Source organism: Pseudomonas plecoglossicida NBRC 103162 = DSM 15088 (assembly GCF_000730665.1).
GTDB lineage: Bacteria > Pseudomonadota > Gammaproteobacteria > Pseudomonadales > Pseudomonadaceae > Aquipseudomonas > Aquipseudomonas plecoglossicida.
This window is the reverse complement of sequence record NZ_BBIV01000025.1, coordinates 38735-58278: the sequence shown is the minus strand read 5'-3', so window position 1 is coordinate 58278 and position 19544 is coordinate 38735. Positions and strand designations below refer to the sequence as shown.

At 66.4% G+C, this 19544-nt stretch carries 7 protein-coding genes; 6 read left to right on the top strand and 1 reads right to left on the bottom strand.

The window, feature by feature from the left end; genetic code table 11:
• Nucleotides 1-170 precede the first annotated feature (170 nt).
• The gene (locus tag PPL01S_RS15815) at nt 171-2486 is read right to left on the bottom strand and encodes a tetratricopeptide repeat protein (RefSeq protein ID WP_100933462.1); all 2316 of its coding nucleotides are present in this window, start codon (nt 2484-2486) and stop codon (nt 171-173) included.
• A 114-nt stretch (nt 2487-2600) separates the two neighbouring features.
• Here PPL01S_RS15815 and PPL01S_RS25730 point away from each other — a divergent pair, with 114 nt between their 5' ends.
• The 6 genes from PPL01S_RS25730 to PPL01S_RS15785 all read left to right on the top strand — a co-directional run bounded on the left by PPL01S_RS25730 (nt 2601) and on the right by PPL01S_RS15785 (nt 19365).
• Nucleotides 2601-2828 carry a hypothetical protein gene (locus tag PPL01S_RS25730; protein WP_028624926.1) on the top strand — a complete coding sequence of 76 codons (228 nt, stop codon included), beginning with the start codon at nt 2601-2603 and terminating at the stop codon, nt 2826-2828.
• 158 nt (nt 2829-2986) lie between these two features.
• Complete coding sequence (locus PPL01S_RS15805; RefSeq protein ID WP_016395133.1) at nt 2987-3748, top strand: efflux RND transporter periplasmic adaptor subunit; 762 nt, start codon at nt 2987-2989, stop codon at nt 3746-3748.
• The gene (locus tag PPL01S_RS15800) at nt 3735-5081 is read left to right on the top strand and encodes an efflux RND transporter periplasmic adaptor subunit (RefSeq protein ID WP_016395134.1); all 1347 of its coding nucleotides are present in this window, start codon (nt 3735-3737) and stop codon (nt 5079-5081) included. The genes PPL01S_RS15805 and PPL01S_RS15800 overlap by 14 nt, the downstream gene beginning before the upstream one ends.
• Nucleotides 5081-7171, top strand: coding sequence for a site-2 protease family protein (locus PPL01S_RS15795; RefSeq protein WP_016395135.1), 2091 nt, complete (start codon nt 5081-5083; stop codon nt 7169-7171). The genes PPL01S_RS15800 and PPL01S_RS15795 overlap by 1 nt, the downstream gene beginning before the upstream one ends.
• Before the next feature lie 97 nt (nt 7172-7268).
• A complete protein-coding gene (locus PPL01S_RS15790) occupies nt 7269-17813 on the top strand; it encodes a cadherin-like domain-containing protein (protein ID WP_028624927.1) in 10545 nt (3514 codons plus the stop codon).
• A 37-nt stretch (nt 17814-17850) separates the two neighbouring features.
• Complete coding sequence (locus tag PPL01S_RS15785; protein ID WP_028624928.1) at nt 17851-19365, top strand: TolC family protein; 1515 nt, start codon at nt 17851-17853, stop codon at nt 19363-19365.
• The last annotated feature ends 179 nt before the right edge of the window (nt 19366-19544 follow it).

Below are 19544 nucleotides of genomic sequence, written 5' to 3'. Positions count from 1 at the left end.
TCCGGTAAATCTAGCTGGGCACGGCTGGGGTGCAATGGGGTGTCGTGAAGAGAACATGGTGGGGCAGACGGGTATGGCGATGGTTTTCGGATGCGACGTAGATCGAGCGCCGCGCGGGCGGCGCTCGATCTACGTCCCACCCCAAGTCCCAAGCCAGGCCCCAATAAACCTCAAGGCTGCTTCTGCCAATACGGCTCGATCGCCCGCAGCCGTTGATCGTCCGGTGCCACTTCACGCATCTTCTGCACATACGGCCAGGCCTGTTCCCGCTCCCCGGCCAGGGCATGCAGGTAGATCAACGAATACAACAAGTCCGCATCCTCCGGCGCCTGCTGCAAGCCGCTGCGCAAGGCCTGCAGCGCATCGTCACGGCGGTCCATGCGCGACAGCAGCAAGCCCTGGTTGTAGCGAATGCGTGTATTGCCCGGCAACGCCACCGCGGCCTGTTCCATCCAGCCCAGCGCCTCTTCAGACTTGCCGCGCTCCACCAGCAGCAAGGCGAGCATGTAGGCCAGGTTGCCGCGGTCAGGCGCCGGCATCTTCTCCAGCGCCACCCCTTCGCGCAGCAGCTGCTCGGCCTCGTCCAGGCGCTGACGGCTGCTGGCGAGGGTGACCAGGTTGACCCTGGCCGGGACGAAATACGGGTCCAGGCGCAATGCCTGGCGATACTGCTCCATCGCCTGCTCGGTGCGGCCCTGGCGCTCCATCAGTACCGCCAGGTTGAGCCGCCCGCCAGGCAGGTCGGCGTTGCCGCGCAAGCGCTGTTCGTATTCACCGAGCATGGCCGCGAACGACTGGCGGCTGGCCTCGGGCAGTTGCTCGGCCGGCACATCGGCCAGGGCGCGCACGGCTTCGTCGCGCACCGCCAGGGTCGGGTCCTGCAACAGCGGCAGCAGGGGCGCAACGCGCTGCTCAGCCGGCAAGCGACTGAAACCGCCCACCGCATAGGCACGCACCACCGCGTCCTTGTCCTGCAAGGCCCAGCGCAGGTTACTGCTGGCAGCAGGCCCGAGGTCCGCCAACTGGTCCGCAGCGGTCGCCCTGACGATGGCAGGGTTGCTCTTGTCCGCCAGCACATACCCCAGGCGACTGAGGGTGGTGCTTGGGTCTTCGGCAACGGCGTGGAAGCTCTGGCCGTAATGGGCCGGGCGCTTGGGCGTGGCGAACCAGCTGTCGATCGCGCTGGCAGCCCAGGCCGGCTGACGGTCCTTGTGGCAGGCTGTGCAGGCGTCCGGGCCAATGCCCTGGGCCGCAAGGTCAGGCCGGGGTATGCGCAGGCTGTGGTCGCGCCGTGGGTCGACGACCATGTAGTCCTTGCTCGGCATGTGGCAGTTCACGCACTGCGCCCCGGGCGAGCCGGCGGCATGGTGATGGTGCTCGGGGCTGTCGTAGTCCTTGGCCTGCAGGCCGGCGAAGCGCGCGGTGTTGGGCTGGGTGTTGTGGCATTGCAGGCACAGGCCGTTGCCTTCGATGCGCACCTTGGTGGTGTGCGGGTTGTGGCAGTCGGTGCAGCCGACACCCGCCGCGTACATCTTGCTCTGGGCGAACGAGCCGAACTCGTAGACCTCCCCGTCGATCTGCCCATCGGCATGGTACAGGCCGGTGCGCAAGGTGGCCGGCAGGCTCTGATCGAGCTGCGGGTGCCCTGGCATCTGGCCGCTGCCCAGCCCCTGCCGCCGGCTGTGGCAATAGGCGCACTGCTCCACCAGGCCCTTGCTGCCCAGCGCCTTGAAGTTCACGGCCAGACCCTGGGCAGGCGATGCGCCCGGGTTGCGGGTTGCCCAGTCGACATGCGCCTGGCTCGGGCCATGACACCCTTGGCAACCCACGGTCTTTTCCTGCCAGGTGCTGGCGAAACTGTCCTTGGCATCGTCGTAGTGCTTGGCCAGCCCGGTCGAATGGCAATCGGCGCACATGCCGTTCCAGTTCTGGTAACGCCCTGTCCAGTGCAGCGGGTCGTCCGGGGTGAAGCGCTGGCCGGGGTACAGCGAGAACCAGCGCTGCCCCCCCTGCTCCGCCGGCCGACTGTCCCAGGCGATGGTCAAGGCCTGCAAACGCCCCCGTGACAGCGCCACCAGGTACTGTTGCAAGGGCGCGTAGCCAAAGGTGTAGAGCACCTTGAAGTCGGCTGGCTTGCCATCCTCGCCGTCGATATTGACGAAAAAGCTGTCGCCCTTTCGATAGAAGCGTGCCTTGACCCCATCCTGGTCGTAGCGCACGTCATTGAAGTTGCCCAGCACGTTGCCAACGCTGGCATCGCGCAGCGCCCAGGCATGGTCGGAATGCTGCCACTGCGCGGCCTGTTCGGCATGGCAGGACTGGCAACTGCCGGCATCGGCATAGCCCTCACGGTCCTTGGCCTGGACAGGCAACTGCCCGTCGCCAAACGCAACCCCGCCGAGGCCGGCACTGCAGAGCGCCAACACCAGCACACTTGCCCTGACCACCGCCGACATCCATTGCACTACCTGTGCACACCACCCCATCGGTCAACTCCACGGTCAGTTCTGTTCGCCTTTTTGCAGGCTGTTCTATTGGATGTATACACCCACAGCAACGCTTCACCCTAGTACAAGGCACTGGCACCTGCGAATCGGCCCATGCGCATCACTCTGGAAAAGCTCTACTACACTGCGACAGGCTCCGCTGCAAGGGCTGCAGTGCGAACCGAACGTTGCACCAACAGCCGTGGCGACCGCACGTTGAAGCCGGATGCCGATGGCAACTACACCCTCGAACTGAGCGCCAAGGGTGATGAGAGCAACCTCAACTACCTGCCCCATTCCGGAAAAGGACGCGTGCATCGTGATGCGCCTGTACGGCCCTAGCAAAGCGGTGCAGCAAGGCAGCTACAAATTCCCGCCGATCGAGGTGGTGAAACCCTGAAATCCGTCACGACCGGGCAAAGTGCGACTTTCCTTCCTAGTATGAGAATTCGAAACGTTTGCGCTGCGCTTTTTCGAAGTTTCTCAGAAAGGAGTCGAGGATGACTTTGCCCGTCGTTGAACGCCGTTACCTGCCTTTGTTGCTGGTCCTGGCCAGCATTGCCGTACATGCCGAACCAGAACCCACTGGCGAAGACCCGCAACTGATCCGCGTGCTGCTCGCCGCCGAGCTGGAAACCACCTTGTCCAGCCAGATGAGCGGCACCTTGGGCGAGCTCAAGACCAGCTTCGGCGAACACGTGGCCAAGGGCGCCACCCTGGCACGTTTCAACTGCAGCGAGGCGCAGGCGCGGGGCAAGGTCGCGGTGGCCGAACTGGCCATGGCGCGGCAGAACCTGAACGCCAAGAAGCAGTTGCGCAAGCTCGATGCGGTGGGCGATATCGAGGTGGCCGCGGCCAATACCGAAGTGCAAAAGGCCGATGGCGCGCGTGCCATGGGCGAGGCGCAGATGAGCTACTGCCAGGTGCTGGCACCGTTTTCCGGGCATGTCGCCAAGGTCTACGTCAAACCGTACCAGACCGTCAGCGCCGGTACGCCGCTGTTCGACCTGGTCAGCGACGGCGCCTTGAAAGTGCGCCTGAATGTGCCATCGAGCCAGTTGAAGGACCTCAGCCCCGGCCAACCGCTGCAAGTGAGCGTGCACGAAACGGGCAAGACCTATCCGGCCAAGGTCAGCGTCATCAACGCCCGCGTCGATGCCGTGGCGCAGACCGTGGAGCTCGAGGCACGCTTCGACCAGCGCTTCCCTGAACTGATGGCCGGCATGAGCGGCACGGCGCGGTTCGACCATGACCGTGAATAGGCCGCTCCCCCATCCGCAGTTGCTGCTGCAACTGGACGCCCTGCGCGACAAGGCCATGGCTGCCCAGACCCTGGGCGCCCTGGCGTTCAGCATGGCCAACGACCTCTACCCGCTGCTGCCCTTCCACCAGGCACTGGTGTTCGAGCAAGGCAAGGCCAGCCTCGACCTGCTGTGCGTCTCCGGGCTGGCGCGGCCCAGCGAGGATTCGCCGTATCTGGTCTGGCTCACGCGCGCCAGCCGCTGGCTGGCCCAGCACCTGGTCGAACCGCAGCCCACCTGGCTGACCCAGGCCACTGCCGCGCCACCGGAAGACATCGCCCAGGGCTGGGCCGAGTGGTGGCCGTTGGGGCTGTGGTGCATACCGCTGCACGGCCCTGACCACGAACGCCTCGGCGTGCTGGTGTTGCTGCTGGACGCCGAGCCGCCGCCGATGCTGCACCAGCAACTGGACGGCCTGACCGGCACCTGGGCCTATTGCTGGCGGGCGCTGAGCCGACGTCGACGGATCGCCCGCTGGCGCCCCAGCCGCCGCCAGGTGCTGCTGACCCTGCTGGTGGCCGCCGGGCTGTTGCTGGTGCCGGTGCGGCAGACGGCACTGGCCCCGGCGCAGATCGTCTCGCGCCAGGCGCAGATCATCAGCTCGCCCATCGACGGCGTGATCGCCCAGGTGCTGGTACGCCCCAACCAGCCGGTGGAAGCCGGCACGCCGTTGTTCACCCTCGATGAGACCACCTTGCGCAGTCGCGCCGAGGTGCTCGGCAAGGAGGTCGCGGTGGCCGACGCCGAACTGCTGGCCGCCAGCCAGCGGGCGTTCGACAACCCGCAAAGCAAGAACGAACTGACCTTGCTGCAAGGCCGTGCCCAGCAACGCCGGGCCGAACTGGCAGCGGTGCAGGCCCAGCTGCGGCGCACCCAGGTGGTGTCGCCACGGGCCGGCGTCGCGGTGTTCAGCGACCCCAACGACTGGATCGGCAAGCCGGTGTCGACTGGCGAGCGCATCCTGCACGTGGCTGACCCTGCACAACCGGCGATGCAGATCCAGCTGGCCGTGGCCGACGCCATCGCCCTGGAGCCGGGCGCCGAGGTCACGCTGTTTCTCACCGCCTACCCACTCAGCCCGCTGCGGGGGAAAATCCTCGAGACCAGCTATCAGGCCAAGGCCGGCGACGACGGTGTGGTCGCCTACCGCTTGCTGGCAAGCATCGACGAGCAGTCCGAGCACGCCCGCCTGGGCCTGCACGGCACTGCCAAGCTCTACGGCGGCCGGGTGATGCTCGGCTATTACCTGCTGCGTCGCCCGCTGGCCACCGTGCGCGCCTGGAGTGGCTGGTGATGCTCGACCTCAGCGACCTGCCACTGCCGCCGCTGCGCGAGGACCTACGCCTGTGCGAAGCCGCCGACAACCGTGAGGGGGAACCGGCGTGGATGATCCACGACACGGTGCTCAACCGCTTCTACCGCATCGGGTGGCTGGAGTTCGAGTGCCTGCTGCGCTGGGGCCAGACCCCGCGCCAGGTCAGCGAACAGGTGTCGCGTGACAGCGCGCTCAAGCCCGATGTCGAGCAGGTGCTGGCGCTGCGGGCGTTTCTCGAGCAGCACAACCTGTTGCGCCCGGGCCCCGAGCAGTTGGCCAGGCTGCAGAACGCCTTCGCTGCGCGCACCTGGTCGAGCTGGCGCTGGTGGCTGCACCACTACCTGTTCTTCCGCATCCCGCTGCTGCGCCCGCAAGCCGGGTTGCAGCGCTTGGCCTCGGCCCTGGGCTGGCTGTTCCACCCGCTCACCGGCGTGCTGGTGCTCACCCTGACCTTGCTGGGGGTGATTCTGGTGATGCAGCAATGGGACAGCTTCACCCATGCGGTGGTGGAGTCGTTCTCCACCGAAGGGTTGTTGAGCTTCGCCCTGGCACTGGTGGTGGCCAAGACCTTGCACGAGCTTGGCCACGCGCTGGTGGCCACGCGGCTGGGCCTGCGAGTCGGGCACATGGGTGTGGCGTTCCTGGTGCTGTGGCCGATGCTGTACACCGACACCGGCGAAAGCTGGAAACTCAAGCGTGCCCACCAGCGCCTGGCAATCGCCTCGGCGGGCATCGTCACCGAACTGTCGCTGGCGGGCCTGGCCACCCTCGGCTGGGCCTTGTGCGATGACGGCGCACTGCGCAATGCCCTGCTGTACCTGGCGACCACCAGCTGGGTGCTGTCGCTGGCGCTCAACGCAAGCCCGTTCATGCGCTTCGACGGCTACTTCATCCTCAGTGATCTGCTCGACTTTCCCAACCTGCACGAGCGCGCCTCGGCCATGGCGCGGGTGGCGTTGCGGCGCAACCTGCTGGGGCTGAGCGAGGCCTGGCCAGAGCCGTTTCCCAGCAGCCAGCGGCGCCTGCTGGTGGCGTTCGCCTTCGCCACCTGGCTGTACCGCCTGGTGCTGTTCCTGGGCATCGCCGTGGCGGTGTACCTGTTCTTCTTCAAACTGCTGGGGATCGTATTGTTCATGGTCGAGTTGGCGTGGTTCATCGCCTTGCCGGTCAAGCGCGAGCTCAGCCACTGGTGGCAGCAGCGCGCGTCCATTCCCGGGCAGCGCAAGCGGCTGTTCTACCTGAGCCTGGGGCTGCTGGTGCTGGCCCTGGCCGTACCTTGGCACAGCCAGGTGGATGCCGTGGGCGTGGCGCGGGCCGAACACCAGTTGCGCGTCTATACGCCCTACCCTGCACAGCTCAAGCGCCTGCATGGGCAAGGCCAGGTCAAGGCCGGCGAAGTGCTCGCGGTGCTGGAAGAGCCAGACCTGGATTCGCGCATGCGCAGCAGCGAAGCCACTGCGCGCAGCTACCAGGCACGGCTCTCGGGGCTGCTGGCCGACCCCGCCGGGCTGGCCGAGGATGCCGCCACCCAGCAACGCCTGCAGGTGCAGAACGAGGAAGCCCGTTCCGCGCGCAGGGAGATCGCCCGCCTCAACCTGCAGGCACCGTTCGCCGGCAGTTGGCTGGACGTGGACCGCGACTTGCAGCCCGGCCAGTGGCTCAATCGCCAGGAACCGCTGGGCATCCTGATCGACCCCAGCCACTGGCAGGTCGACGCCTACGTGGCCCAGGACCAGGTGCACCACCTGGCGGTGGGCAACCCCGTGAAGTTCTACCCCGAAGGCCAGGCCACGGCATTGCATGGCAAGGTCCTGGCCATCGGCAGTACCCGCGCCAGCCAATTGGCCCACCGCATGTTGTCATCGCACTTCGGCGGCCCGGTGCCGACCAGCGGCCAGTCACTCACCCCCAATGCGGCCTTGTTCCAGATGTTGGTCGCCCTGGACGAGCCACTGCCCAGCGTGCGCGAAACCCGCGGCAAGCTGCAGATCGAAGGGGAACGGCGCAGCGTGCTGGGTGAGCTGGGCAAATGGTTGCTGGGCGTTGGCTTGCGCGAAAGCGGGTTCTGATAGTGCCTCTCGGCGGCTACTCATTCTCCTTTGAAAAATCCGTCTAGGCTTGGTAGATCCGACAAATTCGCAGTCGAATTACCCAGCAGGTATGGACATGGATACCCACCACAAAGCCGGCTTCGCCACTGCCTTGCGCCCACGGTCGCAAACGGTTGCCCTTGAACAGCGCATCCTGTTCGACGGCGCCGCTGCCGCCGCGGTCGACCAGCAGCACCACAGCGACCCCGGCAGTGCAGACGCCAAGGACAGCAGCCACCCAGCGCCCACCGCCAGCGAAGCGCAGACCGCCGCGCCGGCCCCCGCGCCGCGCAACCTGGTGGTCATCGATGCGCGCCTGGAAAACCGCGACCAGCTCGCCGCCAACCTGCCGGCAGGCACCACCGCGCTGGTGGTCGACCCCGGCCAGGATGCCGTCGCAGCCATCAGCAACGCCCTGGCGCAACTGGGCAAGGTCGACTCCATCCAGGTGTTCTCCCACGGTGCCTCCGGCCAGTTCACCCTGGGCAACCAGGTGTTCACCCGCCAGAGCGTCGAACAACTGGGCGACCGTCTGAGCGCCTGGCGCGGCGAACTCAACGCGGGTGCGGACATCCAGCTGTATGGCTGCGATGTCGGTGCCGGCAGTGCCGGCCAGGCGCTGGTCGCCGAACTGGCGCGCTGGACCGGCGCCGACGTCGGCGCCTCGAGCAATGCCACCGGCAGCCAGCTGGCCGGCGGCGACTGGCGCCTTGAAGTGCGCAGTGGCGATGTGGACAAGACCATCGCCCTGGCCGCCACCACACTCGACAGCTTCCAGGGCCTGCTGGCCGATGCCAGCCCCACCGCCAGCCTGGGCAGCGGCGGCGCCGAGGTGCAACTGGGCACCCAGTTCAACTTCACCGTCAGTTTCAGCAACCCCTCGACCCAGGAAGGTTACGCCCCGTTCATCGATGTGTTCATGCCAGCCACCGGTCGGGACGGCAATGATGGCGCGAGCTTCGTGTCCGCCACCTACCTGGGCCAGGCGGTCAACAGCTTCGTCATCACCTTCGATGCCAACGGCAATGCCACCCATCCGCTGGCCAAGGATGCCAGCGGCAAGGCCCTGGTGATCAACGCCGCCAGCGTCGGCATGAAGCCCGGCGACCAGATGGTGGTCCTGCAACTACCCTACGCCAGCGTCACCAACGGCCAGCCGAGCATCGACATCCTGATCACCGCGCAGCTGAGCAACCTGGCCGACACCAGCTACTCCGACGGCGCGCCCAACCTCACCATCAATACCCGCGCCGGCTTCGAGTACGGCAACGATTCGGTGAACAACCCGGTCCAGGACCCGAGCCTGGTGGAAAGCGCGCTGCACAGTTTTGTCGTGACGCCGACGCTGTTGCAGGTCACGCAGACCGTCAACATGCCTGAAGGCGAAACCGTCACCGGGCCGAACTTCACGCGCACCCAGACCGTCACCGTGACACCGGCCCCCGGCCAGACCCTGAGCAACGTCACCGTGACCCAGACCGTGCCCGACCAGGTGCATGTCAGCGCGATCACCCCGGGCCCCGGCGGCACCCTGGCCTCGGTCACCCTGCACGATGGCACGGTGCTCACCAACCCCGCCGAGATCGCCCTGGCGCTGGCCAACCCCAATGCCTTCGTCGCCAGCTACGACATCCACTACGACAGCCTGACTGGCGCCAGCGCGACCCAGGTCAGCTTCTACGTGCCGGAAATCGACGCCAACGGCCGCCCGGTGATCGACCCCGCCACCGGCAACCCGGTGACCATCAACTTCGGCACCGCCAGTGTCACCGGCAACTGGAACCCGCTGGACCCACGCGACCGCCCGGTCGACCCGAACGGCTACCCGTTCAGCGAAACCGGCGACGGCCAGGGCGTGACCTTCGTCGCCAAGTCGATCACCCTGCTCAAGCAGGTCAACCTGCAGAACGACGTCGGCACCCCTGGCCTTACACCCGGCGATACCCTACGCTACACCATGGACGTGGCCATCTCCGACTTCTTCGCCTTCGGCGAGAACATCCTCGAGCAAGGTCAGTTCACCGTGACCGACCTGCTCAGCGACGGCCAGACCTTCAACCCGAGCAACCCGCCCACGCTGGTCATCCAGCAGGGGGGCACCTCCCAGACCATCACCCTGGTCTACACCCAGACGGTGAACGCCGACGGCAGTACCACGCTGGTATTCGACATTGCCGAATCGATCCGCCGGGCCGTTGCCGGCCCGGGCGTCGCCGCGCTGTTCGGCGACCTCTATGCAGATGACGTGCGCGAAGGTGCCACGCGCCTGAGCATCGTCTACGACGCGCTGATCGACGCCACCTACACCACCGACCACCCGCCCCACGACCAGCTCAACGAAGGCGACAGCGTCGGTAACAACGCCACGGTGAATGCCACCGTGCTGCGTGATGCGGTCAACCTGGGCGGCACCCAGAGCGATGGTTCCAGCACCTCCAGCACCATCGATACCTCGACGGTCGATATCGAGCTGACCCAGGTCAACGGCGGCAACCCGCCGAGCAACGGCGAACTGCGCCCGGGCGATGTGGTGACCTTCACCATCAGCTACGACCTGCTGGTGGCCGACTACGAGAACTTCAAGCTCACCGCCTACCTGCCACTGCCCTTGCTCGACGCCAACGGCATCACCTGGAGCTTCGGCACCGGTGTCGGCCAATGGAGCTTCGGCAGTGGCAACACCATCCTCGATGTGCCCGACAGCGTCACCACCGGCCCTGGCAACTCGATCATCTTCGACTTTGGCAACTTCGTCTCGGGCGGACTTGCCGGCGGCACCGTGCAGGTGCGCTTCACCATGCGGGTCGGCGACCAGCCGTTCGCCGACCAGCGCGAGCTCGACGTACTGGCGCAATCGAGCCAGACGACAACGGTCGACAAGACCGTGCTGACTTCCTCCGACGTGGCGGTGATCGAATCGGTCGCAGAGCCCGTGCTGGATATCAAGCATGGCGTGGTATCCAGCAGCCACGGCACGGTCACCGGCACCACCGGCAGCTGGACCGCCCCCGGCACCAGCGGCGTACCCTTCGCCGGCAATGTCACCAGCCTGGCCGCCGTGGACGGCAACGTCAGCGGCATCGACGGTGCCGACACCCTGCGCCTGGCCACCGCGCTGAAGAACAGCGGTGGCGGCGGAGCCTTCGATGTCAGTACCAGCATCACCCTGCCCGCCGGCCTGTCGTTCGTCAACGGCAGCCTGGCGGCGGCGAACCTGCAGATCTACCGCGGCGACGGCACCCTGCTGGTGGCCGGCACCGACTACAGGGTCACCGGCAACACCATCACCTTCCTCGACGCCAATGGCCAGGCCACCTTGCTGGCCGGGCGCAGCGGCAGCGCCGCCGACCTGTCCGGCGCCAACGTGGTGGTGATCACCTACGATGTCACGGTAAGCAATGCCATCCTCGCCTCCAGTACCCTGCAGAGCAGCGCAGCACTGACCAACTACGCCAGCGTCGACGGCGGCCAGGACTTCACCCCCACCGACCTGGTGGAGGTGGCCAACCAGCAAGTCGCCGCGCCGACCATCTCCAAGACTTACAAGGACGGCAGCCTCAGCAACGACGATTCCAGCGCCAGCCACACCACCGGCAGCAACCTGGTGATCGGCGAGAGCATGACCTACGACATCGTGGTCAACCTGCCGGAAGGCTTCACCGGCAGCCTGCGCATCAACGACCTGATTCCGCCCGGCCTGCGCCTGGACCCGCGCTTCAACGGTAACCTGGGTTTCCAGATCATCACCACTGTGGCCGGCAGTGCGGCCCTGGGCGCGGACTTCAACGGCACCCTGAACGTCAACCCGGTCACCCCCGACGGCAGCGACGGCGCCGACCTGCTGCTGGTATTCAGCTCGGCAGGCGCGAACGCTGACAACGTCACCGGCAACAACAGCTTCGTCATCCGCCTGGTGCTGGTGGCCAGCAACGTCACCGGCAACCAGCAAGGCACCACGCTGAACAATGGTGCGCAGCTGGTCCACAGCGACCCCGACGGCGATACCCCCAACGGCACGGTCGCGGTGGACCGCAGTGTCAACAGCGCCCAGCAGCCCGGTGTGACCATCGTCGAGCCGACCCTGACGGTGACCCAGCAGATCACCTCGACACCGGCGTTCGGCGGCTTCGACCAGGGCGATACCGTGACCTTCACCATCACGGTGGCCAACAACTCCGGCACCAACGCGTTCGACATCAGCCTGCTCGACGTGCTGCCGACCGAGATCGACAACCTGGTGATCAGCGGCACCATCCAGTACCTCGGCGGCGCCACCAAAAGCGGCGGCGTCGACTTCGTCATTCGCAACGGCCAGCTGGTGACCGAAAACGGTGCCAACATCGACATCGCCAATGGCGGCAGCATCGTCATCACCCTGACCGGCGTGGTCAATGCCACCGCCGCGGGCGAAGCGGCGATCCCCAACAATGTCCAGGTGCGCTGGAGCAGCCTGGACGGCAGCAACAGCACCACCGACACCGTCAATGGCGAGCGCAGTGGCGACGACGGCTTGCTCAACAGCGGGGTGCTCAACGACTACCGCGTGCTCAGTGCCTTGCTGATCCCGGTCACCAACGGCATCCAGGTGTCGCGCGTCGGCGGCGTGTCCGATACCCCGCCCGCCAGCAATGCCAGCGGCGCAACCGACACCAGCGGCCTGGTGGAAACCGTGGCGGTTGGCGAAATCATCCGCTACCGGGTGGCGGTGCTGGTACCGACCGGCGACAACCCCGATTACCAGATCCGCATCGAGCTGGCCGCAGGGCTGGAGTTCATCCCCGCCAACCTCAACAACATCCTGATCGCGATGGTGTCGAGCAATCTCGGCGGCCTTACCACCGACGCCACCGACCTGGTCAGCAACAATGCCTTGTTCATGACCGGCAACCAGAACAGCGACGTGGCCCTGCCGATCCACCCCGACCTTGGCGGCACCGTGCCCTCCGGGATCTTCGACATCGGCAACGGCCGCCTGGAGATCATTACCCACGACGACGGCAGCCAGACCATCACCTTCAGCCTCGGCAACCTGACCAACACCGAAATCAACGACAGCGATATCGAAGGGGTGATCCTCGAGTTCAACGTGCGTGTCAGCAACGTGGCCGGCAACCAGGACACCGCGCCCCAGTTGGGCATGACCGTGTTCGAACATGTAGGCCCCAACGGCGGCGTCGACCGGGGCCGCAGCGACACGATCTTCGAACGCGTGGTCGAGCCCAGCTTCACCGGCATGGACAAGTCGGTCATCAACGTCGCGCCCGGTAGCGTCAGCGGCACCACCGACGCCACGGTGTCGGTGAGTTTCACTCAGAACGGTGGCGTACCCGCCTACGAGACCCATCTGGTCGACCAGTTCCCCAGCGGCAGCAACTACCAGGTGCAGAGCATCCTGCTCAACGGCGTGGCGCTGGACCTTGCCAACCTGCCCAGCGGCATCAGCTTCAGCGATGGCAGCGGGATCACCGTGGACTTCGCCCGGCTGGCGCCCAACGACTCGGTGCAGGTGATCTACACCGTCACCCTGCCCAACGTCACCTTCGCCGACAACGCCGCCAGCGCCGCCGTGCTGACCTGGACCAGCCTGCCCAGCGACTTCGAAAGCAGCGGCTGGGGCGGCTCGCTGCCGGCCACCGCGGGAGGTGCCACCGGCGAGCGCAACGGCCAGGACGGCGTCAGCGGCCTGAACAACTACATCCTCAGCGACGGCGCCGGCATGGGCGTGATCCAGGGCACGCTGTGGGACGACACCCGCAGCGCCACCAACAACACCAGCCCCGACGGTCCCGGCCTGGACGGCATCGGCGTCACCCTGACCTGGGCGGGTGACGACGGCCTGTTCAACACCGCCGACGACCGCACCTTCACCACCACCACCGCCAACGGCGGCCAGTACCAGTTCGCCCTGTTGCCATCCGGCAACTACCTGATCGCCGTGGACCAGACCCACCAGGCCAGCGCCGGCAACAACTTCCGCGTGCGTATCGATACCGATACCGCCGCAGCGGCCGCCGGCCTGGGCAGCATCAGCCTGAGCCTGGGCGAAGGTACCACCGGCACCGCCGATGCCGGCTACGTGCACATCAACGAGGCGCCGGTCAACACCGTCTCCGACCAGCATGGCCAGGAAGACACCGTGCTGCATATCGGGGGCCTGACCGTCAGTGACGTGGACGCGAACGCCGGCAATGCCAATGGCGTGCTGACCATCACCCTGAGCGTGGTCCACGGTGTCCTCTGGCAAACCGCCACGCCGCCTGCCGCCAATGCCACGCCGCCCGCAGGGGCCGGCCGCAGCCTGGTGCTGACCGGCACCCTGGCCCAGTTGAATGTGTTGCTGAGCCAGCTGTATTACAAAGGCGACCAGGACTTCAACACCTTCCGCAACCCCGAAACCCTGACCATGGTCACCAACGACCAGGGCAACTTCGGCGATGCGCCGCTCAACGGCGACGGCATACCCGGCCAGAACCCGGCCGATGCACTGACCGACACCGATGTGATGAACATCGTCATCGACCCGGTCAACGACGCCCCGGTGGCCCACGCGGACCTGGCCATCGCCGTCGAGGCCGGCGGCTTCAACAACGCCGACCCCGGGGTGAACCCCACCGGCAACGTGCTGACCAATGACACCGACGTCGATATCCAGACCAACAACGACGTACTCACCGTCACCCACATCGCCAGCAACGCCGACCTGACCGGCAAGCCGGTGGGTGGCAACATCGTCACCGTGATACAGGGGCTGTACGGCACCCTGATCATCAGGCCCAACGGGGGCTTCCAGTACATCGTCGACAACAGCAACCCGGCGGTGCAGGCGCTGCGCACCGCTGGCAATTTCATCACCGACACCTTCGGCTACGACATCGTCGACAGCGGCGGCCTGACCAGCAGCGCGGTGCTGCAGATCAACATCCACGGGGCCAACGACACCCCGATCGCCAATGGTGATGTCGGCACCGCCATCGAGGCCGGCGGTACCCGCAATGGCACGCCGGGCCGGGACGCCATCGGCAACGTGCTGACCAATGACACCGACGTGGACTCGGTGGCGCTGGGCGAGACCAAGCAGGTCAACTCGGTCCGCTTCGACGGCCCGGGTGGCGGCCGGATCTTCCCGGTCGTCAGCGGCCAGGCGGCCAGCGTGCTGGCGAACTTCGGCACACTGACGATCAATGCCGACGGCAGTTACCGGTATGTCGTCGACAACAGCAACCCCGCCGTGCAAGCGCTGTCGCCCGGCGACTCGCTGGTCGAGCAGTTCACCTACCAGATGGTCGACGCCGGCGGCCTGAGCTCGGTGACCGTGCTGGTGATCACCATCCAGGGTGCCAACGATGCGCCGGTGGCCGTGGACGACCGCGGCACGGCCAGCGCCGGTGCCAGCGATGGTAGCCCGGCGCCGGTCAATGCCAGCGGCAACGTGATCACCGGTAACGCGGGCGTCGGTGCCGATACCGACGTCGACCGTCTCGACCAGCCGACCGCCACCCAGCTCAAGGTGGACGGCGTGCGCAGTGGCCTGGAAAGCGCCGGGGGCACGTTGACCCCAGTGGCCAACGGCGCGCCGGCGAGCATCATCGGTAGCGTCGCTCGCCTGGCCGACAACAGCCTGATCAGCGGCAACTTCGGCCAGCTGATCCTCAACCAGGACGGCACCTACAGCTTCGTGGTCAACAGCGCCGACCCGGCCATTCGCGCGCTCAAGGCCGGGCAGAGCCTGGACGTGGTCTTCACCTACCGGATCCACGACAGCGGCGGGCTCACCGATCAGGCGCAACTGGTCATCACTGTCACCGGGGTCAATGACCCGCCCGTGGTCAACCCGGTCCGCGTCGACGCCATCGAGGCCGGCGGATTGAACAACGCCACCCCCGGCCTGAACCCCAGCGGCAGCATCCGCACGGCGTACAGCGACCCGGACGGCGACACCCTGACCATCAGCGCGGTGGTCAGCCCCAACGGCACCACGGCAACCCCCGGCCAGGCGCTGGCCGGCAACTACGGCAGCCTGGTGCTCGATGCCCAGGGCAACTACCGCTATGTGGTCAACAACAGCAACAGTGCAGTGCAGGCGCTGCGCACCGATGCCGACCGGCTCACCGAAGTGTTCCAGTACAGCGTCAGCGATGGCAACGGCAAGGTGGTCACCGCCACCTTCACCGTGGTCATCCATGGCCGCAACGACACGCCCATCGCTACCAATGACGGCGCCATCGCCATCGAGGCCGGTGGCGTCAACAATGGCACCGCAGGCCAGCCAGGCAGCGGCAACGCGCTGGTCAACGACCGCGATGTGGATGCCGGCGACAGCAAGACGGTCGATGGCATCTATCTGGGCACCCTGGCCGCAGGCGGCACCTTCGTCCAGGTCACTGCCGGTGCCACCGTGGTGGCCGGCACCTACGGCACGCTGAGCATCGATGCCAACGGCAACTACGTGTACACCGTCAACGACAGCCTGGCGGCCGTGCAGGCCCTCAAGGCCGGCGAACAGCTGCGCGAAACCTTCACCTACCGCATGCACGACACCGCCGGTGCAAGCGCCCAGGCGCAGATCAACATCACCATCGAGGGCCGCTACGACACGCCTGTGGCGCGCGACGATTTCGCCTTCGCCGTGGCCGTGGACGACGACGGCAACGGCGGGCGCAACCCCACCGGCAATGTGCTGAACAACGACACCGACGTGGATGCCGGTGACACCAAGGTGGTCACCGCCGTGGGCGTGGGCGCTGAAAGCAGCAACCCGACCCTCGACCCCGTCACCGGCAGCACCACCGTCACCACCAACTACGGCACCCTGACCCTCAATGCCGACGGCAGCTACCGCTTCGTGGTCAACTCCAACGACCCGGACATCATCGCCCTGGGCCCGTTGGGCTTCGTCATCCAGAACTACACCTACCAGGTCACCGACGGCGGCGGGCTGAGCGACACCGCCACCCTGACCATCTTCATCCGCGGCGAAAACCAGCCCCCGGTCGCCGGCCCCGACCAGGGCATGGCCGTGGAAGCCGGCGGCGTCAACAACAACATCCCGGGCAGCAACCCCAGCGGCAACGTGATGGACAACGACAGCGACCCGGACACGGTCAACATCCTGTTCCCGGAAACCCTGGAAGTGCTGGCGTTCTGGACCGGCAACGGCCCCCTGCCCGGCAATGCCAGCCAGGTCGGGCAAACCCTGCGCGGCCAGTACGGCGACCTCACGCTGAACGCCGACGGCACCTGGAACTATGAACTCGACAACAGCCTGCAAGCCGTCCAGGCCCTGCGCGTGAGCGGCCAGACCCTGGTCGACAACTTCACCTACCTGCTGAGCGATATCTGGGGCGGCACCGCCAACGGTGTGCTGAGCATCACCATCGACGGGCGCAACGACTACCCGCAGGCCCATGACGACACCGCTGCGGCGGTGGAAGCCGGCGGCGTGAACAACGGCACCGCAGGGGTCGACCCACGGGGCAATGTGCTCGACAACGACACCGACATCGATGGCGTGCAGTACGGCGAGACCAGGACCGTGGTGCAGTACATCGGCGAAAATGGCCGCACCGCCAGCGCAGGTCAATTGCTGCAGGGCCTCTACGGCACGCTGCTGATCAATGCCGACGGCAGTTACCAGTATGTCGTCGACAACAGCAACCCCACCGTGCAGGCCATGCGCAGTGCCGGCGAATCGCTGCGCGAGGTGTTCACCTACCGCATGCGCGACACCGCCGGCATCACGTCCGATGCGCGCCTGACCGTGACCATCCAGGGTGCCAACGACAACCCCGTTGCCCGCGACGATAGCAACACCGCCAGCGACCAGGTGCCCGCACCGCACACCAGTGGCAACGTGCTGCCCAACGACAGCGATGTGGATGGCGGCGACGGGCTGACCGTGACCGGCATTCGCACCGGCCAGGAGGGCGGCACCGGCACCCTCGGGGTCATCGGCCAACCGATCCTTGGCCAGTACGGCACCCTGGTGCTCAACGCCGATGGCAGCTACACCTACACCATCGACCTGAGCAACCCCGACGTACTGGCGGCGGCGGGCCTGGGCCAGGTGCTCAAGGACTTCTTCACCTACACCATCAGCGACCTTGCCGGGGCCACCGACCAGGCCCTGCTGACCATCACCCTGGATATCTCGACGCCGTACATCCCACCAGGGCCCTACTTCGACCGCGATGCCCACACAGGCACCACGACACTGCCCTTGCCGGATGTATCCCCGGCCATCTTCGTCGCCCCGGTGGTGGAGCGGGTCAACCAGAACCTGACCCTGTCCGCCTGGGGTGCGGACGGCAGCAATGTGCACCTGTTCGCCACCCCCGAGATCGAAAGCCAGTCGCTCGGCAGCCAGCTTGGCCTGGTCAATGGCCAGTTCGTTGCCCGTGCGGTGGGCGATAGCCGGCGCGAGAGCGCCGAGGACAAGGACTGGGTCGACGGCCGTCACGGCGTCATCAGCCTGAGCGCTGACGGCCTGCTGCCAGACCCTTCAGTGTGGGCGCCCTTCCCGACCGACATGGTGCCGGCCCCGGAAAACCAACCACAGCCTGCGCATGGCTTCCGTGCGCAGTTGCGTGAGGCTGCGCAACGCCGCGGCAGCAACGCGCCATGAAGCTGATGCCTATTCACGGATGGACCAAGGATTGCCTATGCCAGCATTGCCATTGAAAAGCCTGAGCAGCTTCGCTGCCGTCAGCGTCCTGCTCAGCGCCTGCTCGGCCTTCGAGCCCAAGCCCTACAGCGAAAGCGAAATGCGCCAGCGGGTGATCGACGACCAGGCGCGCATGTACAAGGAGCAGGAGCCGGTGAACGGCCCCATCACCTTCTACGAAGCGTCGGCGCGGGCCTTGAAGTACAACCTCGACTACCGCCTGAAGCTGCTGGAAAGCGCGCTGGCCTCGGACCTGCGCGATGTCTCCAGCCACGAGATGCTGCCGCGCCTGGTCGCCTCGGCCGGTTACGCCGGGCGCAACAACGACTCCGGCGGCACCTCGATCGGTATCGAGGACCGCCAGGTCAGCTTGCGTCCTTCCACCTCAGAAGAACGCTACCGCACCCTGTACAGCCTCGGGCTGTCCTGGAGCCTGCTGGACTTCGGCGTGGCGTACTTCCGCACGCAGCAGAAGAACGACCAGATGCTGATGGCCGAGGAGCGCCGGGAAAAGGTCGCGCAGAACGTTCTGCAGGACGTGCGCAACGCCTACTGGCGCGCCCTCGCTGCCCAGCGCCTGCTGCCGGAGGTGGACGGCCTGCTGATGCGCACCCACCGCGCCCTGACCGCGGCCCGCGAAGCCGAGGGCAAGGGCCTGCTGCCACGCCAGGACATCCTTGCCTACCAGCGCGCCCTGCTCGACTCGGTGTACATGCTCACAGTGCGCCGCCAGGACCTGGAGTTCGCCCGTGCCGAGCTGGCCGCCCTGATGTCGCTGCCGCCCAACACCCGCATGCAACTGGCCGACAGTACCGAGCAGCCGCTGCCGTTGTTGACCGGCAATGTCGAGCAGCTGGAGCGCCTGTCCCTGGAGCGGCGCCCGGAAATCATGGAAGAGTGGTACCGCAAGCGCGTGAGCATGAACGACCTGAAGATCGCCAAGGCCCAGTTGTGGCCGAACGTGAGCTTCAACTACGGCTACGAGTACGACTCCAACAAGTACCTGTACAACAGCGACTGGAACCAGACCGGCATCAATGTCTCGATGAACCTGCTGCGCCTGCTGCAGTACCCCGACATCACCGCTGCGGAGCAGAGCCAGGAAAAGACCGACGACATGCGCCGTACCGCGCTGTCCATGGCGATTCTCACCCAGGTCCGGGTCGGCCTGTTGCGCTACCAGTTGGCCCGCCAGGAGGTGGAGTTCGCCGATGAAAGCCTGCGGGTGGACCAGAGCCTGCTCAACTACGCCCAGTCTTCGCGCAATGCTGCGCTGGGCAGCGAACTGGAACTGATCCGCGCCGAGGGACGCCTGCTGCTGTCGCGCTATCAGCGCGAGGCGGCCTATTCCGATGCCCAGGCGGCGTGGGGACGGCTTTACAACTCGATCGGCTTCCAGGTGATGCCCAAGGAGATCGAACAGCATGATGTGAAAACCCTGGCGCGGGAGATCCAGCGCACCGTGGAGCAGCAGACCCGGGACAACCTGTTGGCCGCAGACCAGGCAAACTGAAGGTGCATGAACAAATCTTCATATTGGCCGTGAGCGCCCTGATCGCGGGGTGAAGGGCCATAAGCCCTGGCATGGGCGCCGGTGCTTGCCTTGAGGGCATGCGCCGGTGCGCGTAGCATCGCCGCCCCGCATCCTTGTGGGAGCTGGCTTGCCAGCGAGGCGAGTGCCTGGCACTCGCT